This is a genomic window from Konateibacter massiliensis (assembly GCF_900184995.1).
Classification (GTDB): Bacteria; Bacillota; Clostridia; order Lachnospirales; family Lachnospiraceae; genus Lachnotalea; species Lachnotalea massiliensis.
The window spans coordinates 2,863,775-2,890,433 of sequence record NZ_LT860099.1 but is presented as its reverse complement, the minus strand read 5'-3'; the positions used below and the strand labels follow the sequence as shown (position 1 = coordinate 2,890,433).

19 protein-coding genes, 15 tRNA genes and 1 CRISPR repeat array are annotated in these 26,659 nt (G+C 36.6%); of the genes, 3 read left to right on the top strand and 31 right to left on the bottom strand.

The genetic code is table 11. From position 1 onward, the window contains the following. Nucleotides 1-289: 289 nt before the first annotated feature. The 18 genes from CTY48_RS18845 to CTY48_RS18755 form a co-directional block, all read right to left on the bottom strand. Nucleotides 290-1,360: a hypothetical protein gene (locus CTY48_RS18845; protein ID WP_099469974.1), complete on the bottom strand. Its 1,071-nt coding sequence runs from the start codon at nucleotides 1,358-1,360 to the stop codon at nucleotides 290-292. A 286-nt stretch (nucleotides 1,361-1,646) separates the two neighbouring features. Then, nucleotides 1,647-1,892 (bottom strand): type II toxin-antitoxin system prevent-host-death family antitoxin, encoded by a 246-nt coding sequence (locus tag CTY48_RS18835; RefSeq protein ID WP_099469972.1) that lies wholly within the window; start codon nucleotides 1,890-1,892, stop codon nucleotides 1,647-1,649. A 286-nt stretch (nucleotides 1,893-2,178) separates the two neighbouring features. Continuing rightward, nucleotides 2,179-2,258: transfer RNA gene (locus tag CTY48_RS18830), tRNA-Leu, on the bottom strand. Nucleotides 2,259-2,280: 22 nt separating this feature from the next. Then, nucleotides 2,281-2,353, bottom strand: a tRNA-Lys gene (locus CTY48_RS18825). A gap of 36 nt (nucleotides 2,354-2,389) precedes the next feature. Next, nucleotides 2,390-2,461 (bottom strand) — tRNA-Gln (locus tag CTY48_RS18820). Between the two features lie 28 nt (nucleotides 2,462-2,489). Further along, nucleotides 2,490-2,563 (bottom strand) — tRNA-His (locus tag CTY48_RS18815). Nucleotides 2,564-2,587: 24 nt separating this feature from the next. Beyond that, a tRNA-Arg gene (locus tag CTY48_RS18810) sits at nucleotides 2,588-2,661 on the bottom strand. Between the two features lie 55 nt (nucleotides 2,662-2,716). Continuing rightward, nucleotides 2,717-2,787, bottom strand: a tRNA-Gly gene (locus tag CTY48_RS18805). Nucleotides 2,788-2,808: 21 nt separating this feature from the next. Continuing rightward, a tRNA-Pro gene (locus tag CTY48_RS18800) sits at nucleotides 2,809-2,883 on the bottom strand. A gap of 349 nt (nucleotides 2,884-3,232) precedes the next feature. Next, nucleotides 3,233-4,192: a serine O-acetyltransferase EpsC gene (epsC, locus tag CTY48_RS18795; RefSeq protein ID WP_236355028.1), complete on the bottom strand. Its 960-nt coding sequence runs from the start codon at nucleotides 4,190-4,192 to the stop codon at nucleotides 3,233-3,235. An 89-nt stretch (nucleotides 4,193-4,281) separates the two neighbouring features. Continuing rightward, nucleotides 4,282-4,770, bottom strand: a complete 489-nt coding sequence (locus CTY48_RS18790) for a YfcE family phosphodiesterase (protein ID WP_099469970.1) — start codon at nucleotides 4,768-4,770, stop codon at nucleotides 4,282-4,284. Then, nucleotides 4,767-5,369, bottom strand: coding sequence for an XTP/dITP diphosphatase (locus CTY48_RS18785; protein WP_099469969.1), 603 nt, complete (start codon nucleotides 5,367-5,369; stop codon nucleotides 4,767-4,769). The genes CTY48_RS18790 and CTY48_RS18785 overlap by 4 nt, the downstream gene beginning before the upstream one ends. Nucleotide 5,370: 1 nt before the next feature. Then, nucleotides 5,371-6,474, bottom strand: coding sequence for an N-acetylmuramoyl-L-alanine amidase family protein (locus CTY48_RS18780; protein WP_099469968.1), 1,104 nt, complete (start codon nucleotides 6,472-6,474; stop codon nucleotides 5,371-5,373). A 34-nt stretch (nucleotides 6,475-6,508) separates the two neighbouring features. Beyond that, nucleotides 6,509-8,221, bottom strand: a complete 1,713-nt coding sequence (locus tag CTY48_RS18775) for a lectin like domain-containing protein (RefSeq protein ID WP_099469967.1) — start codon at nucleotides 8,219-8,221, stop codon at nucleotides 6,509-6,511. A gap of 9 nt (nucleotides 8,222-8,230) precedes the next feature. After that, complete coding sequence (locus CTY48_RS18770; protein WP_099469966.1) at nucleotides 8,231-9,373, bottom strand: THUMP domain-containing class I SAM-dependent RNA methyltransferase; 1,143 nt, start codon at nucleotides 9,371-9,373, stop codon at nucleotides 8,231-8,233. A gap of 5 nt (nucleotides 9,374-9,378) precedes the next feature. Continuing rightward, complete coding sequence (gene yfcE / locus CTY48_RS18765; RefSeq protein ID WP_099469965.1) at nucleotides 9,379-9,942, bottom strand: phosphodiesterase; 564 nt, start codon at nucleotides 9,940-9,942, stop codon at nucleotides 9,379-9,381. Nucleotides 9,943-10,036: 94 nt separating this feature from the next. Next, the gene (locus CTY48_RS18760; protein WP_099469964.1) at nucleotides 10,037-10,339 is read right to left on the bottom strand and encodes a rhodanese-like domain-containing protein; all 303 of its coding nucleotides are present in this window, start codon (nucleotides 10,337-10,339) and stop codon (nucleotides 10,037-10,039) included. Nucleotides 10,340-10,520: 181 nt separating this feature from the next. Continuing rightward, nucleotides 10,521-10,727 carry a hypothetical protein gene (locus CTY48_RS18755; protein WP_099469963.1) on the bottom strand — a complete coding sequence of 69 codons (207 nt, stop codon included), beginning with the start codon at nucleotides 10,725-10,727 and terminating at the stop codon, nucleotides 10,521-10,523. A 429-nt stretch (nucleotides 10,728-11,156) separates the two neighbouring features. Here CTY48_RS18755 and CTY48_RS18750 point away from each other — a divergent pair, with 429 nt between their 5' ends. Further along, nucleotides 11,157-11,708, top strand: a complete 552-nt coding sequence (locus tag CTY48_RS18750) for an ECF transporter S component (protein WP_099469962.1) — start codon at nucleotides 11,157-11,159, stop codon at nucleotides 11,706-11,708. Between the two features lie 94 nt (nucleotides 11,709-11,802). Here the strand turns inward: CTY48_RS18750 and CTY48_RS18745 are convergent, their stop codons facing one another. Then, nucleotides 11,803-12,288, bottom strand: a complete 486-nt coding sequence (locus tag CTY48_RS18745) for a DUF1700 domain-containing protein (RefSeq protein WP_099469961.1) — start codon at nucleotides 12,286-12,288, stop codon at nucleotides 11,803-11,805. Between the two features lie 235 nt (nucleotides 12,289-12,523). Between CTY48_RS18745 and CTY48_RS18740 the strand changes: the two genes are divergently transcribed. Continuing rightward, nucleotides 12,524-13,048 (top strand): ECF transporter S component, encoded by a 525-nt coding sequence (locus CTY48_RS18740; RefSeq protein WP_099469960.1) that lies wholly within the window; start codon nucleotides 12,524-12,526, stop codon nucleotides 13,046-13,048. Beyond that, nucleotides 13,045-14,160 carry a pyridoxal-phosphate-dependent aminotransferase family protein gene (locus tag CTY48_RS18735; RefSeq protein ID WP_099469959.1) on the top strand — a complete coding sequence of 372 codons (1,116 nt, stop codon included), beginning with the start codon at nucleotides 13,045-13,047 and terminating at the stop codon, nucleotides 14,158-14,160. The genes CTY48_RS18740 and CTY48_RS18735 overlap by 4 nt, the downstream gene beginning before the upstream one ends. Nucleotides 14,161-14,213: 53 nt before the next feature. Here the strand turns inward: CTY48_RS18735 and CTY48_RS18730 are convergent, their stop codons facing one another. The 12 genes from CTY48_RS18730 to cas4 form a co-directional block, all read right to left on the bottom strand. Next, on the bottom strand, nucleotides 14,214-14,645 hold the full coding sequence (locus CTY48_RS18730; RefSeq protein ID WP_099469958.1) for a DUF523 domain-containing protein: 432 nt from the start codon (nucleotides 14,643-14,645) through the stop codon (nucleotides 14,214-14,216). 74 nt (nucleotides 14,646-14,719) lie between these two features. Beyond that, nucleotides 14,720-14,793 (bottom strand) — tRNA-Arg (locus CTY48_RS18725). 73 nt (nucleotides 14,794-14,866) lie between these two features. After that, a tRNA-Leu gene (locus CTY48_RS18720) sits at nucleotides 14,867-14,953 on the bottom strand. Nucleotides 14,954-15,031: 78 nt separating this feature from the next. After that, nucleotides 15,032-15,104: transfer RNA gene (locus tag CTY48_RS18715), tRNA-Val, on the bottom strand. Nucleotides 15,105-15,134: 30 nt separating this feature from the next. After that, nucleotides 15,135-15,208, bottom strand: a tRNA-Asp gene (locus CTY48_RS18710). Nucleotides 15,209-15,236: 28 nt separating this feature from the next. Beyond that, nucleotides 15,237-15,310 (bottom strand) — tRNA-Ile (locus CTY48_RS18705). A gap of 31 nt (nucleotides 15,311-15,341) precedes the next feature. Then, nucleotides 15,342-15,414: transfer RNA gene (locus CTY48_RS18700), tRNA-Thr, on the bottom strand. Nucleotides 15,415-15,426: 12 nt separating this feature from the next. After that, nucleotides 15,427-15,498, bottom strand: a tRNA-Glu gene (locus CTY48_RS18695). Nucleotides 15,499-15,505: 7 nt separating this feature from the next. After that, nucleotides 15,506-15,577 (bottom strand) — tRNA-Asn (locus CTY48_RS18690). A 43-nt stretch (nucleotides 15,578-15,620) separates the two neighbouring features. Then, a CRISPR array of direct repeats spans nucleotides 15,621-24,685; the repeat unit is 30 nt; unit sequence ATTTACATTCCACTATGGTTCTACTTCTAT. Nucleotides 24,686-24,865: 180 nt separating this feature from the next. Then, the gene (cas2, locus tag CTY48_RS18685; RefSeq protein ID WP_099469957.1) at nucleotides 24,866-25,144 is read right to left on the bottom strand and encodes a CRISPR-associated endonuclease Cas2; all 279 of its coding nucleotides are present in this window, start codon (nucleotides 25,142-25,144) and stop codon (nucleotides 24,866-24,868) included. Between the two features lie 12 nt (nucleotides 25,145-25,156). After that, nucleotides 25,157-26,149 (bottom strand): type I-B CRISPR-associated endonuclease Cas1b, encoded by a 993-nt coding sequence (gene cas1b / locus CTY48_RS18680; RefSeq protein WP_099469956.1) that lies wholly within the window; start codon nucleotides 26,147-26,149, stop codon nucleotides 25,157-25,159. A 13-nt stretch (nucleotides 26,150-26,162) separates the two neighbouring features. Beyond that, nucleotides 26,163-26,654: a CRISPR-associated protein Cas4 gene (gene cas4, locus CTY48_RS18675; protein WP_099469955.1), complete on the bottom strand. Its 492-nt coding sequence runs from the start codon at nucleotides 26,652-26,654 to the stop codon at nucleotides 26,163-26,165. Nucleotides 26,655-26,659 lie beyond the last annotated feature (5 nt).

The window sequence follows — 26,659 nt, the reverse complement described above, 5'->3', positions numbered from 1 at the left end:
TGTTCTCAAAAATATTGTGGTATAAACATCACATATGCATATATCAATTACTTAATATCTTTGTTACTCAATTAATACTATAATTGTGTTTACAGTATTTTTAAATACTATCAATACTAATATTACTATTTGTTTCCTATATTCATTCACTCGTTTTAGTACAATCAACATATTTTTATTCATATCCATCGATATGAGTAAGGATAGATAAATACATAAAACCACAGAGCAATGCCCTCTTATAAAAGCAAATAGGCTTAGGTCTATATATTACATTAGAATTATATGACTATTTAAATTTTCTTTTCAATGTTCTTAGAATTTCAGGAATATTTATTTTAATACATTTTTTTTCATATTCAGTAATAGTTAATAATCCATTAAGTATTTTCTCTTCATTTTTATTTTCCGCATTTTTAATTTTTTCGGTACTTATTAATTCTAAAGCAGCTATTGTTTTCTCTTGCGCAATCATTGTAGCCTTGGCTAATGCTAATTGCGAATTCAAATGGCTAATGTTTGACTGTAATTGAAGAACTGCTACATCATTTTTATTTAGTGTGTTACTTTCATCTATGTACATTGGCAATTGTAAATAAACATCAAGAGCTTCTTTAATATTTTCTAAGGCTATATCAGGGTCATTTGGTAATACTGAAAATAAAATTTTTTGTGATTCACTGGATATTTTAGAATTCGCTTGCACGCCGAGATCTTCCAAAAATTGAATAAAATATGTTAAATATTGTTCACAGGCTATTTTGATATCATTACTTACTGAAAACTCAAAATTAATGGAATTTTGTAAATGGATTTTTACTAGACTATCTATAACCTTTTCAAATAAAACATTAACTTCAAAGCTAAATTTATCAATAACATCTCCATAAGTATTATCTATACTTTCTATAGTTTTAAATAACCTAAATCCATTACCAATCATTTCTTCATCTTCTTGCTCATATTCTATTAATATATCATCATTACAAAATAGTTCCATATGTTCGCCGAAATCATTAAGAGAATATGTATTTTTCCATTCATCAGTATCATATTGAAAGCTAAATTGTAATTTTATTCCATCACTTTCCTTGACTAAAATAATGTCGCTCCAATCATGCTCGGATATAGATGTCGGATAATATTTTACATCCATAGGTATTGATAATTGTCCAAAATATTTAACAAGTTCTTTTGTTTTTTCGGCTAATAAAATATTAATAATTTCTTGATTATATATGCTAACACTATTATTTAAGAATTTTGAATGATAGGATTCTTTATCATAAATTCCATTTATTATTACTCTTTCTATCTCGTTTTTACTACTTTCATCTCTTTTATATTTAACATCTATCATTTTTATTACCTCCTAAAACTCTATTGTTCATATTGAATAACCCATAGTAATAATGCAATGCTTAACAAACAACGAATATAAATTTCGGTTTCTGGTTTGTTTAATTCGCTGGTGAAAGGTGGGCTGCCCACTTTCTATTTACTAACCTCTCTAAATTTCTAATGTTCTTTGTAATTCGGTTTAAAATACTCTTTGCTTTTTCTTCTCCGTACTTAATGCTAACCTCATTCTTTATTTTCACTAACTTTTGTCTTGCTTCCGGAGAATATTGAATTTGTCTCATTCTCTACAACCCCAGTTCAGCTTCCACTTGGTCAGCCGTAATCCAGCCTTCCTCTCTTGCAGATGCTTCTCCTTTCTCTAACGCTCCAAACAGCTTCTGAACTGCTTTTAATCGATCCAGCTCTTCTATCTTTACAATAGCATATTCTCCTCTTCCATTCCTTGTAAGATATACTGGATTGTCTATACTTACCTCTTTTAATACTTCCGTATAATTTCTTAAATCGGATACTGGCTTTATATTTGGCATATCGAATCACTCCTTTTTTACTATTATACCCTCTATTTTATAGATAATCAATAAATATACATGTTAATTAACATGTATATTTATCATGCTATGTTTTTTCTATACGGTATCCTACATAGTTTTGTCTATCTCTCCCCATATATAACTTACAGAAAAACTGTTACTAAATTTATTTGTTTCTCCAAGCTTTTTCTTTTATTTTTCCCGTTGCAGTAGTAGTTGCAGTACTAACCACTAAAAAAAGAGCCCCAAAACCTTTTTCAAAGTCTTGAAACTCCTTATTTCCTGCGGATGACAGGAATCGAACCTGCACGGTCTCCCACTAGATCCTAAGTCTAGCGCGTCTGCCAGTTCCGCCACATCCGCTTATGTTATCTTCGACAACAAATGAGACATCGGGGATTCGAACCCCGGACAACTTGATTAAAAGTCAAGTGCTCTACCAACTGAGCTAATATCCCGTAAATAGAAAAACAACCTTTACGTTGTTAAACTAGCTGGGCTAGCTGGATTTGAACCAGCGAATGCAGGAATCAAAATCCTGTGCCTTACCGCTTGGCGATAGCCCATTATTCGTTTTCCTATAATAAAAAACAAGGTGGATAGAGGGATTCGAACCCTCGGCCTCCAGAGCCACAATCTGGCGCGCTAACCAACTGCGCTATACCCACCATATGCAAAATGACGAAAAAAAATGTGCTTGAAGGGATTCGAACCCCCGACCCACGCCTTAGAAGGGCGTTGCTCTATCCAGCTGAGCTACAAACACATGTCAAGATTTTTATTGTGTGATAAAACTTGTCCGAAGAAAATTCATATCACTAAGCGGGTGATGGGAATCGAACCCACGTATCTAGCTTGGAAGGCTAGTGTTCTACCATTGAACTACACCCGCATATCAATATTAAGTTGTAAATCGGGGTGACAGGATTCGAACCTGCGACCCCCTGGTCCCAAACCAGGTGCTCTAGCCAAGCTGAGCCACACCCCGCTATTTACTGCATTTCTCACCGCTCACCGGTGACGCAAGATATATTATATCTTACAGTTCCAATAATGTCAACACATTTTTAAAACTTTTTTCATTTTCACCACTTTCTAGTGTTTATGCCTGTTTCAGCTATTTTTCTGTACCATTTTTACCTTGTTCTCCACAATTACATGTTTAATTTAAAAAATTTTTATATTTCAGAAAATTCAATCAATTTAAACAATAACGGTACGTTCCCAGATAAGTTCAACTAAAATTCAGCTGTGATAAAACCACACCTGAATTAAGTTTCACTTTATGTTACATACAACCTTTATTTTTCTCAATTTCACTCATTCATGACTCACCTTTAAATAATATAATCCAAGAACCCATTTTGTATCAGTTCTTTCACTTCAAATTCTGCCTTTGAGCTTGTTTTAAACTGCAGCTCAGGGTTCTTTGTGCTGACCTTCGTTTTACTCGGCACAGAGCCTGTTACAAAGGCATTACTGCCGATTACAACCTCTTCCCCGATAATTGTATTTCCGCCGAGAATGGAAGCTCCTGAATAGATTGTAACGCCGTCCTCGATTGTCGGATGTCGTTTTTGTCCCTTTAAGGTCTGACCGCCCTTTGTCGAAACAGCACCAAGCGTAACGCCCTGATAAATTTTCACATGCTCACCGATTTGGGTTGTCTCACCAATTACAATGCCCGTTCCGTGGTCAATAAAAAAGTATTTTCCGATTGTCGCACCCGGATGAATATCAATTCCGGTAACGCTGTGAGCATGCTCCGTCATAATTCGCGGAATAAGAGGCACCTGAAGCTTATAAAGCTCATGTGCGATACGGTTAATCATAACCGCATAGATGCCCGGATAAGAAAATATAATCTCATCCTTGCTATATGCCGCGGGATCTCCCTCATACGCCGCCTGTACATCAGTTTCAAGACAGTCTCTTATCTCCGGAATTTTTTTCATAAAGGAAATCGTAATCTCCTCTGCTGCCTCATCCACAATCTCCTTCGCTTTGCCGATATAATCCGGGCTGTAACGCAGCGCAAAGCTTATCTGCCTATTCAGCTTGTAGGTTACATCTTCAATCGTAGCGCCAAGCTGATACTCCACATGGTAGCATTTTAACACTTTATGGCCGAAGTATCCCGGGAAAATAATATACTGTAAATTCTGAATGATAGAAATAATCTCCTCTTTATATGGCTGATTGCAGAGATCACCTTTATTAATTGCGCTCTCCTTTGTGTAATCCTTTATGATTAAGTCCACAATATTTTGAACTTCCTTCTCCATTTTATTACTCAAGCCTACCTCCACCTACCATTCGGTAGTAATCGTTTTTTCCAATTTTTTAGTTTCTCTTTTATCATTAACCCATATGTTGGGCCTGCTCTTCAACTACTCTTATACTCATTGATTGTAAAATGTGCCTCGCCCTTGCTGTCAAGCTCCATAATCGCATAGGTCGGCACTCTTCTTTCCTGCCTTGGATAGGAGAGACTTCCCGGATTGAGCACGATAATATCATCCTCTATCTCTAAAAGAGGTCTGTGCGTATGTCCAAACATAACGATATCATACTGCCTTGCACGTGCTTCCGTTTTGATATTTTCAGTCCCCACGCTCACATAATAAAAATGTCCGTGTGTTAAAAGGACCCTGTATTTTCCAATTTGAATTGCTTTTTCCTTCTCCAAATCACAAAAAAAGTCATTGTTTCCTGCGACCATCTCAACCGGGCAGTCTGCCTCCAGCTCAATCTCCAGCTCGCTGCCTTCACTGTCGCCTAAATGTATCAGTAAATCAATGGGTCCAACCTTTTTCATTACCTCAAACAGATTTTTGTTCTGCCGGTGGGTATCGCTCACAATTAATACCTTCATCTGTTTTCCCCTTTTCCAAGAAACTCTTTCATTGCACGCAGTGCCTTCCCTCTGTGGCTCAATTCATTTTTTTGCTCCATACTAAGCTGTGCAGTCGTACAATGGTACTCCGGCAAATAAAAGATAGGATCGTATCCAAAACCATTTTCTCCCTCTATTTTATCACCGATAATGCCTTCTATCGTTGCCCTTGTCGTATGCGTCGCCCCATCCGGAAAAGCCGCCGCAATAGCACAAACAAAGCGTGCCGTCCGCATTTCCTCTGGCACTCCGGCAAGCCGCTCCAAAATGTTATTATTTTTTACTGTGTAAGAAGTATCTTCCCCCATATAACGCGCAGAATAAATTCCCGGCTCCTTATTCAGATAATCTACCTCAAGTCCTGAATCATCCGCCAATACAATGCAGTCTACAAGCTTTTTAATTTCATTTGCTTTGATTAACGCATTTTCCTCAAAGGTTGCCCCGTTTTCCTCAATATCAATGTCAATACCGGCTTCCTTCAAAGAAAGCACTTCCATTCCAAGGTCCGCCAGTATCTCCCTGACCTCCTTCATTTTCCCCTCGTTTCCCGTCGCAAATATAATTTTCTGCTTCATACTAATTCTCCTGTTCCTCGCTTGCTTCTGTGCCACTTGCACTCACGCCGTCTCTCTCTTCAAAAGCCTTCACAAGCGCATTGTAAATTGCTTGCGCCGCTTTTTCCTGATAGCTCTCCGTGTTCAGCTTTGCCACCTCTGCCTGATTGCTAATAAATCCAATTTCCACCAATGCTGCCGCTATTTCGGCATGATTGATTACCGCTGCTCTCTCAGTACCTGCCACAATTCCTCTGTCCCTTGAACCTAGCAGGCTCACCAACTCATCCTGACAAAGCTGTGCCAGCTGCTTGCTTCCAAAATCCGACTCTGCTTCCTTTTCATTGTAAAGCACTTCCGTGCCCGCCGAGCTTGATGCCTTTGTGTCTCCATTGTTATGTACACTGATAAAAAAATCCGCTTCCATGCCGTTTGCAAAATTTACACGTGTCAGATTGGTCGGTTTGGTGTCGTCCAATCTTGTATAATATGCTTTGATATCCGATGCATCCAGTAGTTCCTTTAATTTTAACACAACTGCCAGATTAATGTCCTTCTCCTTTGTGTTAAAATACTCCGCTCCATTGTCATAACTGCCATGACCGGCATCTATCACAACTATTTTATCATATATGCTCTTTGGCTCTATAAAACTCATATTCAGGCTGCCATCGGAAAAATCAGCGTCGTATTCATATACGCCGTCCATAACCAGCTCCACCTGCGCCACTCCCTCACCCTGATCATAAACAATATCACTGATGTGATCGCTGCTCCCATTTAAAGGATTATCACTAAAAAAATTTTTATCAATATTGCTGATTGAAATTATAATTGTCTGATTAATATAACTGTTTTCAATTTTAATATCTGCTTCATTTACCTCACTTGGAAGAGGAATTTTTAAATAGCTTACCCGCTTATTTTCTACATCGGTTATCTTGGTCTCACCAAAGGAATTCAAATCCGTTTCCGTCAACGTTTCTTCCTCTGAGACAGGCTCTTGTTCGAATATTGTCTCAATTACCGCCTGTCCGGGCAGCTTAAACAATATAACAGAAACCCCGATGGCAAATAATATACTCCCGATAGCCGTTTTTCTGATTAGTTTTTCTTCTAAAGTCATTCAGTAAAAGTACTCCTCTCGTTACCGCTGTGTTCTATTCAATATCCTTTGTGTAAACCTTTAAGCATAAATTGCAGCTCTGCGTCTCCTCAACGCTGTCCCAACCATTTCCCCGGTTACTAATGTAGCCCTCTCCATCGCTTAAATCAACATTTTTCGTGGACTCGTCCGCATTGTATTCAATTGCCGCAGGATGCACGGAATTAGGCGTTGTAATGTATATCATAACTGCAAATCGTTCTCCCTCTTCTACCTCTTCCGGCTCAGGAAATTCTACGGTGTAAAAGCCGGCATTTTCAAACTTTCCCTTTTTTATAAACTTCCGGTTTGGCACATCAAACGAGGTGGTATCAGTAAAATCCTTAATATAGTAGATTTCATATTCGGTATTTCCTCCCGTCGCATAAAAACCTGCCGCATCAATGCTTTCCTTTCCGCCTGCCGTGTACACATTCGCAAAGTACACGCTTTCTCTGCCGTAGCCAAGCTGGCCAACCCAGCCGCACAAGTCTGACTGGTAAATATTATCATAATTATCTGTATCCTCTACCAAAGAATATACTACATTATGTATTCCAATGTTAACATCATAATACGAAATATAAAAAACTCCGTTGTCACCAAAACTTTCACCCCAGCTATTCTGGCAGATGAAGGCTCCGTCCTCCTCCAGATCCATATTAAAATTTTCTTTCGGGTAATTGTCATCCCAGCCAATGATTACAACATCATGGTTTGGCTTAGCCTCTCCCTTATAGCAATATGCATAATCGTCACGATTATAATACACTGAGCTGCTTGTAGGGCTTGCCAGGGATAGATACAACGAGGATTGAACTCCGCCATATTTATATACGGCTTCCTTGATTTTCTCATAATTTTTTTCCGGAATAATCTGAACTTCCTGCACATGCTTTACCGCAGTCAGATTGTCCGGTGATACTCCGTCCCCGTAGGGATCGTCTGCTTCATAGACGGGTCCTTGCCAACTTGTCAGATAGGCGGTTGCCATCGTATATTCTCCGCCGTCATTTTGTGAAGCACTGAAGCTGTTCTTCAGCGTCATATGGTCAGGCGAAAGCTCCAGACTTTCCTCCGGCAAAAGAGCACTCTCAATTGCTGTCAGAGAGGCAAATGCCCAACAGGTTCCAAATCTGCCCTGATTCTTGACTGTACTGTTTCGATAGACATTTCTCATATCGTAGGCATAGGGCACAATCTGAATATTCGAGGCATTATTTATCGTTAAAATCTGATTATTGACAATATCCCACTGGTAATCATAATTCAGTTCCTTTGCAACCAGTTCAAGCGGCACATATACATCGCCCTCCCCTGTATATACAGGGGAACTCATCTCCACTTCGCTGTCATTTACATATGCCGTACCCGAATTTAATACCATCTCTATCGTTGTATTGTATTTTTCCAGTACTAATCTGTCACTGTCATACAGATTCACCGAGCAGTTAAAATTTTGCCCCAGCTTTTTATAGGAAATCATAATATTCAGGTTTTCATCCATGAATATTTCTCTTTGGCTGATATCTGCCTCCGTTCCGTCTATTAACAGCGTAATCTTTTTGTCGTTCACGCTGTCTGAAATATAAGAATTCCACAAACTTTGCCCATAGACTTCGCGTTCACCTTTTACAAGGCTATTATCCGAAGTAAACATATTTATTTTTACATTGCCGATTACCATGATTATCATGGCAAAAACAACATATTTAATCGAATATCTCAATATTATCCCCTACTTTTTCTTAGGCTTTGGTCCCATAAACTGATAGTAATATGTTTTTATCATTCCATTGTACAGCTTGCGGTTTTTGTCCGCTTTTCTTCCGATGTATTTTTCTGCCTCTTCATAGCTCGTAATCAGATAGGTCGACCATGAATCCAATCGTCTCATTCCCTCTCCGATTTCCTGATAGAGAAGGGGTAAATCCTTTTTATCCTCCAGTCTCTCACCATAAGGCGGGTTTGAGATGATGAAGCCGTATTTTTTCGGATGGTTCAAATCACTGACGGATCTTCTCTGGAAATGAATGTGCTGGTCAACCCCTGCCAGCTTTGCATTCTCTCTCGCGTTCTTGACAACGGCATCGTCAATGTCATAGCCCTGAATATCCATCTCCACATCATGGCAGATTAAATCATTTGCTTCATTGACCACCTCATACCACTCTTTTTTGTCAATCAGGTTTGTCCAGCTTTCCGCAAGGAAAGAACGGTTCATACCCGGCGCAATATTCGCCCCAATCATAGCAGCCTCAATCGGAAATGTACCGCTGCCGCAGAATGGATCTACCAAAATTCTATCCTTATTCCACGGTGTCAGCATGATAAGAGCCGCCGCCAGTGTCTCCGATATCGGTGCAATCGCTGAATGCTGCCGATATCCTCTTTTATGTAAGGAGTCACCGGTCGTATCAATTGCGATTGTCACCTCATCCTTTATAATAAACACACGAAGCGGGTAGGATGCACCGTCCTCCTCAAACCATGTGACATTATATTTTTGTTTTAACCGCTCAACCATCGCTTTTTTTACAATGGACTGTATATCCGAGCTACTAAAAAGTTTACTCTTTACACTGGAAGCTTTGGTTACCCAGAACTTTCCGTCTGCCGGAATATACTCCTCCCACTCAATCGCTTTTACATTTTGAAACAGTTCTTCAAAGGTAACTGCTTTGAATTTAGCAACCTGTAATAATACACGCTCCGCGCTTCGAAGGAAAACATTTGCACGGCAAATTGCCTCGGCATCTCCCTCAAAGGTTACTCTTCCGTCTTCTACCAGACTTATCTCATAGCCTAAGTCAATAATTTCTCTTTTTAAAACTGCCTCCAAACCAAAGTGGCAAGGTACAACAAGTTGATATCTCTTCATATTTTCTATATTTCTCCATTTCGTTCTTTGAGTGTAATCTTCTTTATGACATTTTTTTCAAAATTTTTTATCAAAAATTCACTTTGCTCTATTATACCATAAGTCGGCTCGTTATTTTCCTTTGGCAAAGAAATAGATCCCGGATTCAACAATATTTTATTGTTTTCCTCCTTTGCCATAAAGACATGGGTGTGTCCCTGAATAAAAATATCGCCGTCCTTTAGGGGCGGTAAATTATCATAACCGTGTATATGACCATGGGAAGCATAAATCATTCTTCCCTCATAATAAATAATCGCATAATCTGCCATAATTGGGAACTCCAATACCATCTGGTCAACCTCCGCATCGCAGTTTCCCCGCACTGCACAGATTTCTTCCTTGATGGAGTTTAGGAGAGCAAGCACTTTTTTGGGCTCATATTCTCTTGGCAGGTCATTCCTTGGACCGTGATAGAGCAGATCCCCTAGAAGAATAAGCTTATCTGCTCCCTCCTCCTTGTATGCCTGAAGCATCTTTTCACAATAATAGGCAGAGCCATGTATATCTGACGCAAACATTAATTTCACTTTAAAATCCTCCGATGTACTTCATTATAATCTAAAAATCGTTCTTTCCTTCTATACTATCCCCCAGCAAATACACTGTCAATCATTTTCTGCTTTACATAAAATATTTTCCCTTGTACGCTCTTAATCCTCCGATAACACTGATTGTCCGGTAGCCCATTGCACTTAATTTCCTCACTGCCATCAAACTCAATCCTCCTCTGTCACAATACATCACTATAATTTTATCACGAGGCAGGGAAACACAGTTGTTTTCTATATCATCATAGTCCATGTACACAGCTCCGGCTATATGTCCTTTTTTATAATCTTCAGGCTCACGCAAATCTACAATCAAAAACTCACTTTTATTTACAAAATAATCAAGCTCTCTGGCTGATATGGTTTCAAATTTCATTTTCAAACTACCTTATTTTCTTAACCCTATTATATTCTATTTTCTTACATTTGTTTCTTAAATGTTAATTAAATTATCCTTACAACCTTATATACAACCCTTCCTTTTATGTAAAAACAGATAGGAGCGATGGTCTCTCCATCACTCCTATCTGTTTTTACTTTGACAAAAGCCGCTCTGATTAATTCATCTTATTGCTGGAGTTTTTTGAAGACTCTCTGTTGCTTGAATAGGATGACTGTGTTGTATCCGTGGATGAAGTTTTGCTGCTACTTCCCTTATTGGTGCTTTTTGAAGTATAGTCACTTGCATTCTTGGATGAATTGGATGATTTTGAAGCGTTTGTGCTGTTTGAATTACTGGAATTGTTGCTATTTGACTTTGTCATTTTGATTCCTCCTATAAATGAATGTTTTATTTACATGTTCTATTATCTCTTCTTTTCTATTTATTATGCACAAAACATATGTCTCAAAATGTAGATTAATTATCATTCCTTACATAATTCACTTTTTTTATATTTTATATTGCTTTTTTTGACATGATATATTATAATCATAAATGTAAAAAGAATTTACCCTTCAAAGAATTTTTTTTACATTATATAACCCCTTATTAATTATTTATACTCCCCTCATTGAAGGCTTGGTAGCTCCCCTACCAAGCCTTTGATCTTTGTATTTTTAGTCTATGGTATCTTCCTTTACCCCTAACTGGCATTGTTATATTTTATAAAACTGGCTATTTTACATATACCACTCCTTATGTATAATGATGGAAGCTTATAAGTGAATTATGATATATATGGAGGAATGTTATGAATAATAAGACAAAAAAACTGGTAATCGGCGCTTTGCTTGCCGCTTTTACTACTGTAGCAACCATGGCAATCAAATTTCCTACCCCCACCTTTGGCTACATTCATCTGGGTGATGGTCTCGTCCTCCTGTGCGGAATTATTTTAGGTCCTTTGGGCGGCGCCTTATCTGCCGGTATCGGCTCGATGTTTGCCGATATCTTTTCCGGGTACGCCTCCTTTGCCCCTGCAACCCTGATAATTAAAGCAGTTACTGCGATGATCGCAGGATTTTTGTTCCATCGTTCCAAACTGAAATTCTCTGCTAAAACTTTGGTTGCAGGCATACCAGCTGAACTTTTTATGGTCTTTGGATATTTTGCTTATGAAATATTTCTTACTATGATTGCAGCACAAAGCAGTTCTTCCTCGTCGTTAGCGGCTGCCGTTACTGCTTCCGCTGCGGGAATCCCTTTTAATTTAGCACAGGGCGTTGCCGGCATCGTAATTGCCCTTGCCTTGCTTCCAATTCTTATGAAAATTGATGAAATACGTGAATGGATTTCCAGATAAGAAAAGTAAAAACTTTGTAGGAATTTTCATGATATGAAAAAAGGACTAGGTCATAGCCGACCTAGTCCTTTTTCGTGAATGCACATCTATATTTCTATCTTCTATTCCCTGTAAAATAAGAAACTAACGCAAAGATTACAACAATCGGAAATATAATCGGAAGAATAGCAAGAGCAATCCTACCAACTATGCACAAAATCGCAATCACTAAAATAATGAGTGCCATCTTGACATACCATGTATTAATCTTAAATTTCCCATATTTAAAGTCTACGCCGCCCTGTTCATTATACGACGCATGAAAGCCGCCCTGTGCATTATTTTCCTGACTTTCCCCCGCCGCTTCATTGCTGTAAGTATATGTTCTTCCTGTGCTTGCGCTGCCATTCGTGTCAATAATTGTCTTCGCAATCAGTCTCGGCTCGCCCAAAAGCTGCAACACCTCCGCTTCACTCTTTCCTTTTCGGATTTCACTGTCGATATAGGTGCTGTAGTATGAAATGTTTTCCTCTATTATGCTTTGGCTTACTTCTCCCTCCAAAGCTTCCCTCAATTTATTTAAAAAATCGTACTTGTCCATCTTTCCTCCTAAATACCAGAAGCCAAATTCTTTTATTACCTATTTCGTTTTATTATATACTATTGTTTCGGAAAATACTACATTTTCACAATTAATTCATTAACACAAAACTGGTATGGTTAATTTTATCAAATCTGGTTATTTTAAATATACCATCTTTCTTGTATGATACTACATAATTAATCTGTAACACAAAAAACGCTTAACTTTTAAACTGAAAAGAAAGGAATTTATTATGAATCAGACTAACACAACTGCAAAACCACAAGTAAACCTATACTCACTGGCTTTAAATGGTATGTTTATTGCCTTAACACTTGTTGCCACCTCGTTCATTAATGTTAAATTACCTATCGCAGCCAATGGAGGTCTTATACACCTTGGAAATGTTCCGTTATTTATAGCAGCAATACTGTTTGGAAAACGTACCGGTGTCATAGCCGGAGCTTTTGGTATGGGATTATTCGATTTACTTTCAGGCTGGACCTTATGGGCCCCTTTTACCTTTGTCATCGTGGGACTTATGGGTTATACCGTCGGTGCAATTACAGAAAAGAAAAACGAATCATTCTATCAGGCAATTGCAATGGGAGCCGCATGTGTAATTAAAGTAGCAGGCTACTACATTGCAGAAGTTATTTTATACCAAAACGTAGTTACCCCCATCGCCTCTATTCCGGGCAATATCCTTCAAGTGGCAATCGCTGCTGTCGTTGTATTTCCACTCATCAATCCACTTAGAAAGGGGTTACAAAAATGATTAAATTAATGACTCCCGGTCCAACTCAGGTAAGAGAAAATGTCCGCCTTGCCAGAAGCTTTGAAACTTCAAGTCCCGATTTTGACTTGGAATTTTATGACTATTATAAAGAGGTATGCCAGCTTATCGGCACACTTCTTCACACCAAAAATCCTGTATATATTATGGGTGGGGAAGGAATCCTCGGTCTGGAAGCTGCATGTGCTTCTTTGACGGAACCAGGCGATAAGGTGCTTGTCATTGACAACGGTGTTTACGGAAAAGGGTTCGGGGATTTTGTCACGATGTATGGCGGTATTCCTACCTACTACACAGCCGATTATAAAACTGCCCTTGATGTAGAAAGACTCGCAAACTTTTTAGAAAAAAATCATAATTTTAAATATGCAACACTTGTCCATTGCGACACGCCAAGCGGTGTGCTAAACGATATCAGCAAAATATGTCCTCTGCTCCACCAATATAACATCCTAACCGTTGTCGACTCTGTCTCTGCAATGTTCGGTGAGCCCGTATATGTAGATGATAGCAATATCGATATCATATGCGGTGGTTCTCAGAAGGTAATATCTGCTCCTCCGGGGCTTACTTTACTCGCCGTAAGCGAGGCTGCACTTTCCATTATGCAAAACCGGCGGACACCTATCGCTTCTTATTATGCTAATATTTTGAATTTTAGAGATTATTATAAAAATAAATGGTTCCCATACACGATGCCAATCAGCGATATCTATGGCTTAAAAGCTGCTCTTGACAATATCGCAGACGACTCGGATATTTATAAAAGGCACAGTCAGATCGGAACTGCCGTGCGCTACGCTGTAGAGCTTTCCGGGCTACAACTTAATCTGGAAAACGGCTACTCTAACACCGTTACAGTAATCCGGGTCCCCGACATTATAAATTGCCAGGATATTCTTTCCACTTTAAAAGAAAGCTATCATATACTGCTTGCGGGAAGCTTTGACTCCTTGAAGGATAAAGTGATCCGCATAGGACATATGGGAGAAAACTGCAATGTAGAGGACGTTGCCCTTACTCTGGAAGCACTTTCCGAAACTTTAACCTCACTCGGCTATCCTCTAAAAACAAATTTAAAACTGTTTTTTTAAACTATTTAGCCATTATATAGCCCCAAAACATCTGTTTTGTAAGCTTTTAATATTTATAAATTTTGAATTTCAATATCTCCTTCACCAAACACTTGAATTTTATTTTCCTTCAATCGTTTCGTCAAAATACCATCGCCTTTTACAAGCCTTCCTGCAAAAGTACCGTCATAAACTTCACCGCTTCCGCAGGAAGGACTCCTTTTCTTCAATATAGCCACAGAGCAGTCAAACATTTTCGCAAGCTTCAAGACCTCTTCTGCCCCTTTTTCATAATGATACGTGACGTCTTTGCCTGTTCTTGTCAAAACAGCATTTCCACACTTCTCCGCCGGTTCCCTGGGTGTCGACAATCCTCCGTATATCTCGGGACAAACTGGAATTAAATTATGTTTTTCCTTCAGGCATTCTATCTCTTTCACCAGTTTTCCTGTGCCGTCGTATCTGCATTCCACTCCCAGCAGACATGCACTGACTAATATATTCATGTGATCTCCTCCTGCATTTCTAATAGAAACCTATGATTCAAAAATACCCTATACAGTTTGTATAGGGTAAATAGCGTGCGATAGAAGATTCGAACTCCCGACCTTCTGGTCCGTAGCCAGACGCTCTATCCAGCTGAGCTAATCGCACATGATATAATGTTTATCAATATTGCTTTTTGCATATCAATAATTATAAGAGCAATAGAATTTCTATTGCTTACTGCCGGCAACCGGAATCGAACCGGTACGGGAGTATAAGTCCCGCAGGATTTTAAGTCCTGTGCGTCTGCCAGTTCCGCCACGCCGGCAAAACCATTCGTCGCTCAATATCAATCAAGCATATGGTTATCTACTAATTAAACACACAATGTATATTTAATAAGTAATGGGACCTACAGGGCTCGAACCTGTGACCCTCTGCTTGTAAGGCAGATGCTCTCCCAGCTGAGCTAAGATCCCATGGGTAAAAAACAATATTTAGTTAAAAAACGACCCGAATGGGACTCGAACCCACGACCTCCGCCGTGACAGGGCGGCGCTCTAACCAACTGAGCCATCGGGCCTTACATAATTCAGAAAAATTTTAATAAATGGACCTTCGGGGACTCGAACCCAGGACCGATCGGTTATGAGCCGATTGCTCTAACCAACTGAGCTAAAGGTCCAAATTTCTCTAATAACAATATTCACTTCCAAAGCCGACGATCGGACTCGAACCGATAACCTGCTGATTACAAATCAGCTGCTCTGCCAATTGAGCCACGTCGGCACACGAACAAAGTGACTCCAAGGGGATTTGAACCCCTGTTACCGCCGTGAAAGGGCGGTGTCTTAACCGCTTGACCATGGAGCCATTTTAACTCCCTGAGTAGGGCTCGAACCTACAACACCACGGTTAACAGCCGTGTGCTCTACCATTGAGCTATCAAGGATTATAAAGGTTTATACCTTCAAAACTGTNGGACCTTTTACCTTATTTACATTCCACTATGGTTCTACTTCTATGTTATAAGCGATAAAACCATACTTGCCAATCATCCTTATTTACATTCCACTATGGTTCTACTTCTATCTTATCGGGTGGTTTCATAGCAACAACAACAATCGTATTTACATTCCACTATGGTTCTACTTCTATTGACAGCGCTTTTTCCATACCCTATTCCATATCCATTTACATTCCACTATGGTTCTACTTCTATTTTTATAATCAGCAATTTCGGATCTAGACATAAATAATTTACATTCCACTATGGTTCTACTTCTATTTGCTGTTCGTTATATATCACAGGTTCATATTCTTCATTTACATTCCACTATGGTTCTACTTCTATGCTTGTGAAACGCTTAATGAAAATACTAACTCTTTAATTTACATTCCACTATGGTTCTACTTCTATGTTTGAAGGAGGAAAATTATATGGACGGATTTTACTTATTTACATTCCACTATGGTTCTACTTCTATCAGCATCATTATAAAGCCAATCATCGTATCTTTGTTTATTTACATTCCACTATGGTTCTACTTCTATGTGTTTACAAGCCAACGGGGCAAAGGATATCATTCCGATTTACATTCCACTATGGTTCTACTTCTATAGTATATTGTTTTCTCTTTGTCTGTGTCAATTAATTATTTACATTCCACTATGGTTCTACTTCTATTGGAATGGAACGAAGTATTACCCGACCAAGACGATATTTACATTCCACTATGGTTCTACTTCTATGAAATTTCAACTTTAAAACCTTTTTCAAAATCAAGATTTACATTCCACTATGGTTCTACTTCTATGCAAGCCGACTTCGTTAAAATAACCTTTAATATATATTTACATTCCACTATGGTTCTACTTCTATGGAGACACAGTTGAATGGTATGAGCCGCTATTTAATTTACATTCCACTATGGTTCTACTTCTATGATTCTTCTAACGCTTCAATAAGTGTCTCTGTAAGATTTACATTCCACTATGGTTCTACTTCTATTGAGAAAATCGAAGAAGAGCCTACTCCGTAATATTATTTACATTCCACTATGGTTCTACTTCTATCTCCAAAAGTGCTTCTCTTCTATACACCTCTTCGTTTCATTTACATTCCACTATGGTTCTACTTCTATGAAATGTGCGACAAATTAGGAATTGAGTTTAAAAAATTTACATTCCACTATGGTTCTACTTCTATGTTGTTATAATACTTGATGAACTGGTCATCTCCTGTATTTACATTCCACTATGGTTCTACTTCTATACATTTGAAGACTTAACAGAAGAATTAAGGAAGAGAATTTACATTCCACTATGGTTCTACTTCTATACGATTGTCTGACCACTCAGGGAAGCCTTTAACACTTATTTACATTCCACTATGGTTCTACTTCTATTGGGGGTTTCCACAATGAATCAAATCTGCAATTCAATATTTACATTCCACTATGGTTCTACTTCTATTGAATACCGGTTTTTCCAGCTTCTAATTGTGCCCGCATTTACATTCCACTATGGTTCTACTTCTATATATCCGAGCGGATAGAGAGACGAAAAAATATGATAATTTACATTCCACTATGGTTCTACTTCTATCGATTACGGCAAATTTTAAAAATACGGATATAAGCGAATTTACATTCCACTATGGTTCTACTTCTATATAAAAACGATCTCAGGAATATAAGGGAAGATGTCAAAGATTTACATTCCACTATGGTTCTACTTCTATCAGGAAGAAAAAATATTTATACCAGCTTCTCGAACATTTACATTCCACTATGGTTCTACTTCTATCAGTTACTTTCTGCACGCAATAATTGTCCTTCTAGATTTACATTCCACTATGGTTCTACTTCTATGTGAGTCACTTGATACAGTTGCCACGGCACCTGTTGTATTTACATTCCACTATGGTTCTACTTCTATCAGTATTAATTGAAAATCGAACATAAGGCATATCCACATTTACATTCCACTATGGTTCTACTTCTATTCTATTAGCCATATCAACCGCAATTGTGCAATCCATATTTACATTCCACTATGGTTCTACTTCTATAATACTGATGCGTGGACATGGCTATCTAAACATGTTAATTTACATTCCACTATGGTTCTACTTCTATAAGAGCTTGAAGGTTTTGAACCATCACCGGAGTACAATTTACATTCCACTATGGTTCTACTTCTATTCTTCTGGTACACCATATTTATTTGACATTCCTTTGCATTTACATTCCACTATGGTTCTACTTCTATCTTATCCTTTTTCTTTCCTAAGAAGTTTAACTTATCTATTTACATTCCACTATGGTTCTACTTCTATGTGGATGACGAAGAGTAATGAGTTAAACCATAAAGGATTTACATTCCACTATGGTTCTACTTCTATCTGGAATACCGATGTCAAAGTTAAATCTTGCACTCAAATTTACATTCCACTATGGTTCTACTTCTATGGAGGCTTGCGGAGTGGTATGGTTAGTTCATATGAATTTACATTCCACTATGGTTCTACTTCTATTATTATGAAGTATTATTTTAATATGATAAGAATAATATTTACATTCCACTATGGTTCTACTTCTATTAATTTTGATGTAGCGTTATTGCTTGACTATTATTTAATTTACATTCCACTATGGTTCTACTTCTATACTGTTTCTCAGTTTGTAAAAGACGGCATTTATGTTATTTACATTCCACTATGGTTCTACTTCTATGATGTAAAGAACGGTGATGAAACCCCTTGTATTACGATTTACATTCCACTATGGTTCTACTTCTATACTTTAAGAACTAATGATTATAATTTAATAAATATATTTACATTCCACTATGGTTCTACTTCTATGAAATGTCTTCGCCTTTTAGCTCCGCTTTTGAAAAATTTACATTCCACTATGGTTCTACTTCTATGCCAATCGATTTTAGTAATCGTCTTACTACGAGCAAGATTTACATTCCACTATGGTTCTACTTCTATTGTAAGTGTTTTCGATTTCTCGCCTATCTGCTTCATTTACATTCCACTATGGTTCTACTTCTATAAGGTTTTCCATATATTCTAAAATCTTTTCAATAAAATTTACATTCCACTATGGTTCTACTTCTATGCACTAAATTGGTTATAAAAAATTGAAATAAGAAAATTTACATTCCACTATGGTTCTACTTCTATACAATTTATCCCAGATTTAAATTCTTCTCTACTTTTATTTACATTCCACTATGGTTCTACTTCTATGGTTAGTCCATTTCTGTGTCGCTCCGATAGAATTCAGATTTACATTCCACTATGGTTCTACTTCTATTACAGAAGGAAATTATTCATTTAGTAGGAAATATGAATTTACATTCCACTATGGTTCTACTTCTATAACAGACTGGTGTAAGAGGATATAAAACAATAACAATATTTACATTCCACTATGGTTCTACTTCTATAATGATAAATGACTAAAGGTGTTAGGTATCAAATAAATTTACATTCCACTATGGTTCTACTTCTATAAAATATACAAAATGACTTAGTTTTTGAATCCAACATTTACATTCCACTATGGTTCTACTTCTATACCTCACCACTACCACCAGTTGGCGGAAGGTCATAATTTACATTCCACTATGGTTCTACTTCTATAACACTCATAAATAAAAGTGATATTAAATGTGTTCTATTTACATTCCACTATGGTTCTACTTCTATGGAACTACGAACGAGGAGAAAGCGTTGAACGCTAATTTACATTCCACTATGGTTCTACTTCTATGGCTTTTTTATGGCTACAAGTTTAATTACTAATCAATTTACATTCCACTATGGTTCTACTTCTATTTGGTTCGTTTGTCTGATTGTAATCGCCTATCGTTAATTTACATTCCACTATGGTTCTACTTCTATCTGAATTATTAATTCAGTTGTATTTCTTGAGGAGAAAATTTACATTCCACTATGGTTCTACTTCTATATTTAAGGTAGTATTCCAAGTCCTCTTCATCGAAGAAATTTACATTCCACTATGGTTCTACTTCTATTTCCGTCCGGTCTTGTTGTTTTCAATAACAAGTTTATTTACATTCCACTATGGTTCTACTTCTATCTGGGTCTGGCTCTGGATCTGGCTCGGGTGGCTCTTCATTTACATTCCACTATGGTTCTACTTCTATTATGCAATCATTTAGAAATGAAAGTGAGTATATGTCAATTTACATTCCACTATGGTTCTACTTCTATTCCGTCAACTGTACCAGTATGCCCCCAACCAATCGTATTTACATTCCACTATGGTTCTACTTCTATTCCACAGCCAATGCGTCTAAGGACATACAATACAAATTTACATTCCACTATGGTTCTACTTCTATTAGAGCTAAAAAATAAAGAACAAATCGAAATACAAGAATTTACATTCCACTATGGTTCTACTTCTATTGTTATTTTATCTCGCTCTTTAGCATTTTCAACCGAATTTACATTCCACTATGGTTCTACTTCTATGTGTACTTGGCAGGAATGTTATAACAACCCCGTCTTGATTTACATTCCACTATGGTTCTACTTCTATTACTCATAATAAGTAATAAATAAAACATAACAAAACAATTTACATTCCACTATGGTTCTACTTCTATTATATCAAAGCATGCAAATTGTGCGGATATAAGTTACATTTACATTCCACTATGGTTCTACTTCTATACAGTCTGTAAGATGCCGCGCTATTCCGAATACTCATTTACATTCCACTATGGTTCTACTTCTATTGGCTCCGCTTCTACAGTTGACGCCGAATTGTTAGATTTACATTCCACTATGGTTCTACTTCTATAAAGAATTGCCTATATACCCAATTGTCTCTACCTATATTTACATTCCACTATGGTTCTACTTCTATGCTTCACAGAGCTTGAGTTAAAATCCGTACAGTCCAATTTACATTCCACTATGGTTCTACTTCTATGAAATCCTCGGTATGCCAAGTCGCTAAACTTTTTCAGATTTACATTCCACTATGGTTCTACTTCTATCGAACACAAGCCAAAATTATCACTTGATATTTCATCTATTTACATTCCACTATGGTTCTACTTCTATGCTTTCCTTTCAAATACATGTCCACTCCATACTTTGATTTACATTCCACTATGGTTCTACTTCTATAACGCAAGCCTACCTCATTGAAGTACCCCTTAATGTACATTTACATTCCACTATGGTTCTACTTCTATAAAAGCGAATTATGGGTATTATGAAAACTCATATAAATTTACATTCCACTATGGTTCTACTTCTATGTTTGAATACCAAGAATTTATTGATATTTTGAAAGGATTTACATTCCACTATGGTTCTACTTCTATACCCGGAAGGAGGAATGACATGTATATAAGTGAATTTATTTACATTCCACTATGGTTCTACTTCTATAGTATCAGGGAAGTGATTGCCCTTGACACAACATCAATTTACATTCCACTATGGTTCTACTTCTATTTTTGTAATATTGATAAAATCCACGAACATCAATAAGATTTACATTCCACTATGGTTCTACTTCTATGAACGATAGGTATGGATACAGGGACGGCAAGTGCTTTATTTACATTCCACTATGGTTCTACTTCTATTAGTTAGTAAAATATTATTTTGGCCTTTGATAAAAATTTACATTCCACTATGGTTCTACTTCTATATGAAACAAGAGATTAAAAAGATACCATTTGAAAAATTTACATTCCACTATGGTTCTACTTCTATAATGTTAAATCAAGATAATATAGTAGAAGTCATTGAATTTACATTCCACTATGGTTCTACTTCTATGGAGAGATATTATGTGTAAAAGAGGAGATATTTATATTTACATTCCACTATGGTTCTACTTCTATTCAAATTGGCAAAGAAAGCCGCAGGAGGTGGATAAATTTACATTCCACTATGGTTCTACTTCTATCAATAGGGCTTCTTGACCAGACAAAATTCTTGAAATTTACATTCCACTATGGTTCTACTTCTATGGAAGCATATTTTTATTACAGCTCTTCAATTTTAGATTTACATTCCACTATGGTTCTACTTCTATGGCGGAATGTGGAATGGTAAACAAATCGTATCGACTGGATTTACATTCCACTATGGTTCTACTTCTATAAGAAGGTGGAGTATGAACGAGCAACAAGCAATAGAATTTACATTCCACTATGGTTCTACTTCTATCTAATGTGACACCGTTTACCGTTCTTGAGCTAAATTTATTTACATTCCACTATGGTTCTACTTCTATGCAAATTGCGAAGAAAATCAACTGACATTAGTAGAATTTACATTCCACTATGGTTCTACTTCTATCAGGATGAACCGCTGTACTTTGAATTAACAACAGAATTTACATTCCACTATGGTTCTACTTCTATGAAATATGTCACTTGTTAGAAACTTAGTAGATACATTTACATTCCACTATGGTTCTACTTCTATACGGAGTTTTAAAGATTTCTCGAGCTACAAAAATATTTACATTCCACTATGGTTCTACTTCTATATGATAAAAAAAATGAAAATATAGAATTCAATGAAATTTACATTCCACTATGGTTCTACTTCTATTACCAACTCTGCTATTGCAAAGTCAATGGCTATCTATTTACATTCCACTATGGTTCTACTTCTATTGTCGTTTCCAAGGATTTCTAAACCAGAGAAGTTATATTTACATTCCACTATGGTTCTACTTCTATAGTCGGATGGAATTTAAAGCCTGATATTCTAATCCAATTTACATTCCACTATGGTTCTACTTCTATATATTCAGGAGTGGAATATCATTTCAGATATTAGTTATTTACATTCCACTATGGTTCTACTTCTATTAACAAATGCCATAGCAGATATGGGCACGCTGATTGGATTTACATTCCACTATGGTTCTACTTCTATCGCTTTCTGTGACTTGTTTTTGCTGCTTAATATTTCATTTACATTCCACTATGGTTCTACTTCTATTGTTACTCCGCTTAAAATCTTATCAACCGTACCTTTATTTACATTCCACTATGGTTCTACTTCTATCGAATATGATGTAAATTGCGTGTATGAGGCTTATACGATTTACATTCCACTATGGTTCTACTTCTATGCTTACAACCTATGTAATCAATACATATATAACCTTATTTACATTCCACTATGGTTCTACTTCTATTTTAAAACTCAATTTGAAATTCGTCAATTAATGAAACATTTACATTCCACTATGGTTCTACTTCTATCTAATTCAATAACTTTATTTCTTACTATTTCAGTTTGATTTACATTCCACTATGGTTCTACTTCTATCGTTCCACTCGCATTTGTAATTTGAATAAAATTAAAATTTACATTCCACTATGGTTCTACTTCTATAAATAATGCTTCTGACATTAACTCAAAGTTAGTAATTTACATTCCACTATGGTTCTACTTCTATGGAAAGCTATTATCATGTCCCACCGTTGTTCTAATAAATTTACATTCCACTATGGTTCTACTTCTATGGTATTGCCCTATGCCTGCAACAATATTAGTTGCTAATTTACATTCCACTATGGTTCTACTTCTATGCATCTGCTAAAACTTTAATGTTTTTAGCAATTACATTTACATTCCACTATGGTTCTACTTCTATTTATCACTCATGATAGCTGCGTTTTTGGCTCCCATATTTACATTCCACTATGGTTCTACTTCTATGAATGACTGCATAATCTGCTGTTCGGTAACTGTAACATTTACATTCCACTATGGTTCTACTTCTATACTTCATCAATTTGTGTTAAGTCAAAATCTTCAATATTTACATTCCACTATGGTTCTACTTCTATGAGCTCTGTTCGATTGCATCGTAGACTTCACCGTCATTTACATTCCACTATGGTTCTACTTCTATGACTTGTCCTTGTAAGCGTTAGAAGCAAATCCACCTATTTACATTCCACTATGGTTCTACTTCTATATACAAGCTCTGCCTGCTGATGCGCTTCCTGCACAATTTACATTCCACTATGGTTCTACTTCTATAAATTTTCCCTTAAGGGTATCAACATCTGTTTTTAATTTACATTCCACTATGGTTCTACTTCTATTCCAACGTCTTAGCAATCTGGAAGTCTTTTTCGCTATTTACATTCCACTATGGTTCTACTTCTATTGCCGCACCTATACCGGCATCAAATAGTCTGTCTAACATTTACATTCCACTATGGTTCTACTTCTATACAAACGCATACACCGATGAAAAAATTGCCGAAGTAAATTTACATTCCACTATGGTTCTACTTCTATAATGTAATGAGTGGTTATCCAGACAAAAATAATCACATTTACATTCCACTATGGTTCTACTTCTATCGTACGCTTCATCTATAGAATATTGCTCTACATCATTTACATTCCACTATGGTTCTACTTCTATCAATCAATACATGTTCTTCCTTTATAGATTTTTCGATTTACATTCCACTATGGTTCTACTTCTATATGCCGATGTATGGCGTAACCCATGTAGGGGGATATCATTTACATTCCACTATGGTTCTACTTCTATGTTATAGTGCTAGAATAGGCACATACAAGGCTACAAATTTACATTCCACTATGGTTCTACTTCTATAAACTGAAAGAAATCCTATCAGATGCTATAAAGAGATTTACATTCCACTATGGTTCTACTTCTATGTAATTCTGCATTTACTTCAATTACATTTGTGCTATATTTACATTCCACTATGGTTCTACTTCTATTGCCTCATTGACATATACTTAGCCTAATGTTTATTGATTTACATTCCACTATGGTTCTACTTCTATCTTAACCTGATAATTCTTTTTGTTAACCATGTTTGATTTACATTCCACTATGGTTCTACTTCTATAATAGCTGCAATCATCTCAAGTGGCATATTATCCTTATTTACATTCCACTATGGTTCTACTTCTATTTCCGTTTGCATTCGGCATCTTTAAGCAAGCGAATAAATTTACATTCCACTATGGTTCTACTTCTATCCGTACCTGCATACGCCCTGTATTCACAGCACTTCTACGCACCTATTTTGTCGACCTCTACTTAACCCTTAATTTTTTCCTAAAAACAAGCTCTTTATTTAATCCAAATCACCTTTTTGCCCGATAATATGCAGATTGTCATCCCCCCATACTTTTTACACTATTATAGGTCGACAATCATTACAAAAAATTAGATGTCAAATCCTCTTGCATTCCCCACATACTTTTTTCTAGCCATCTCTCATTCCTGCTCTGAAACAAAATAACCGAGTCAATCTCTTTTCGTATTATTGCATCTAGTTCCTTATGCAACTTCATAATTTGCGCCTCTGTTAGTTCCCCTTCAAAAACGGAATTTTGGATATGACTCAAATATTTCTTGCAAGTCTTAAAAGTTTTATTTAATACCTTCTGCCCATTACCTTCCCCGCATATATCATATACAAGTATAACGTACATAAATCCTCCTGTCTACCACCATATCTTAAAGGGTTCATACTCCTTTTCGCCTACCAAATGCTTTACTATTTTATAGCATTCAAGCCTCATTAAATATTGGTAGGATACCTGTTTATTCAAATCCTTATGATTGATTGTTGTTTGAAGCCTTGCATCAAGCTCTGCCGCAATCAACTTAGAGGCTTCCTTGGTTAAGTGCAAATAATTCAATTCTTTTGTAAAACTTTTTTCGTTAATCTGATTTTTATTCAACAATGAAAATATCAGTCTGTCTCCAATAATCGGCTTAAATATTTCCGCAATATCAAGACAAAGTGAAAATCTCCTTGTTCCTGGCTCATGCAGATAACTAATTGTTGGATTTAACTGAGTCTGATAAATTTCTGCCAATACTTTCGTATAAATCAGTGTGTTTACATAAGATATTAATGTATTAATCATATTATCAGGTGGATTTTTTACGCGCTTTTTAAAGTCGATGTCCTGATTGACAATTTCATTCCATGCAGCATAATATTTTTTACGAATATTTCCTTCATATCCCATCAACTCTTGTATGCTTGTACATGAAGAGATCTGGGAACGTAAATTATCAATCTCATTCATAACTCCCTGAAGGGATTTTCCTCTCCCGTTATAGTATCTCAGATTTCGATAAATATTGTCTGCTGCCCCTTCTATAAACTTCTTTGCAATTATCATTCTTGCTTCATTATTCGAGTAAGCCTCTACCTGCTTTACCAGAAGATCACCTGAGACCAATCTTTCCCGCGGATAGAAGCTTCCAATGTAAAAGCTATAATAATTGAAAAAATGCACTACTACTCCATACTGTGAAAAGATATTTATCAGACTTGTATTAAAATTTGTTTCCGACATAATATACACTTCGCCTATATTCTCAATCGGAATATCCCTGCTATTATCCGATTCGTCTGTAAATCTTAATGTATTGTCTTTTCGTTTCATTGCTCCATTATTAAAGACATATAAACTTCTCTTCATATTCTCCTCCGTTCTATATGTAGCACAAGTCATGATAAGCGCACTTTTTACAGATACTTTTTTTGTTTATAGTCGGCGGACATTCATGGCTGACAACATTTTGAATTTCTAAGAGAACTGCTTCAAGTTCCACAATATCATCATCGTTTAAAACAACTTCTATTGTTTTTTTCAATAACGGATAATCAATTTTTGCTGTTACCTCAACACCTCTTTGCTTTAAATAATCCAAATAATATTTGACCTGTAAAATAGATGCCTCCTCTATTTTATTGCTCTTTTTTATTTCGTGAAGTACTTTCTTGCTTCTAATAAAATCAATATTTATAACATTGTCAATATTGATATGTTTATCATCACGCAAGTATGTCCCCTCATCAATTATTTTACCTATCTGCACATTCTCGTTATCGTGTTCCATTGTGACTTCATGGTAAAAATACCAGAGCTTTCTCTTACACACTGCATAGTAATATACCATGACACCTGTGATTTGTTTCTCCATAAGCA

Coding starts and splice junctions, on each gene's coding strand:
- CTY48_RS18845 (WP_099469974.1), bottom strand. CDS start 1,360: ATGATAGATGTTAAATATAAAAGAGATGAAAGTAGTAAAAACGAGATA.
- CTY48_RS18835 (WP_099469972.1), bottom strand. CDS start 1,892: ATGCCAAATATAAAGCCAGTATCCGATTTAAGAAATTATACGGAAGTA.
- CTY48_RS18790 (WP_099469970.1), bottom strand. CDS start 4,770: ATGAAGGTATTAATTGTGAGCGATACCCACCGGCAGAACAAAAATCTG.
- CTY48_RS18785 (WP_099469969.1), bottom strand. CDS start 5,369: ATGAAGCAGAAAATTATATTTGCGACGGGAAACGAGGGGAAAATGAAG.
- CTY48_RS18780 (WP_099469968.1), bottom strand. CDS start 6,474: ATGACTTTAGAAGAAAAACTAATCAGAAAAACGGCTATCGGGAGTATA.
- CTY48_RS18770 (WP_099469966.1), bottom strand. CDS start 9,373: ATGAAGAGATATCAACTTGTTGTACCTTGCCACTTTGGTTTGGAGGCA.
- CTY48_RS18760 (WP_099469964.1), bottom strand. CDS start 10,339: ATGAAATTTGAAACCATATCAGCCAGAGAGCTTGATTATTTTGTAAAT.
- CTY48_RS18755 (WP_099469963.1), bottom strand. CDS start 10,727: ATGACAAAGTCAAATAGCAACAATTCCAGTAATTCAAACAGCACAAAC.
- CTY48_RS18750 (WP_099469962.1), top strand. CDS start 11,157: ATGAATAATAAGACAAAAAAACTGGTAATCGGCGCTTTGCTTGCCGCT.
- CTY48_RS18745 (WP_099469961.1), bottom strand. CDS start 12,288: ATGGACAAGTACGATTTTTTAAATAAATTGAGGGAAGCTTTGGAGGGA.
- CTY48_RS18740 (WP_099469960.1), top strand. CDS start 12,524: ATGAATCAGACTAACACAACTGCAAAACCACAAGTAAACCTATACTCA.
- CTY48_RS18735 (WP_099469959.1), top strand. CDS start 13,045: ATGATTAAATTAATGACTCCCGGTCCAACTCAGGTAAGAGAAAATGTC.
- CTY48_RS18730 (WP_099469958.1), bottom strand. CDS start 14,645: ATGAATATATTAGTCAGTGCATGTCTGCTGGGAGTGGAATGCAGATAC.
- cas2 (WP_099469957.1), bottom strand. CDS start 25,144: ATGTACGTTATACTTGTATATGATATATGCGGGGAAGGTAATGGGCAG.
- cas1b (WP_099469956.1), bottom strand. CDS start 26,149: ATGAAGAGAAGTTTATATGTCTTTAATAATGGAGCAATGAAACGAAAA.
- cas4 (WP_099469955.1), bottom strand. CDS start 26,654: ATGGAGAAACAAATCACAGGTGTCATGGTATATTACTATGCAGTGTGT.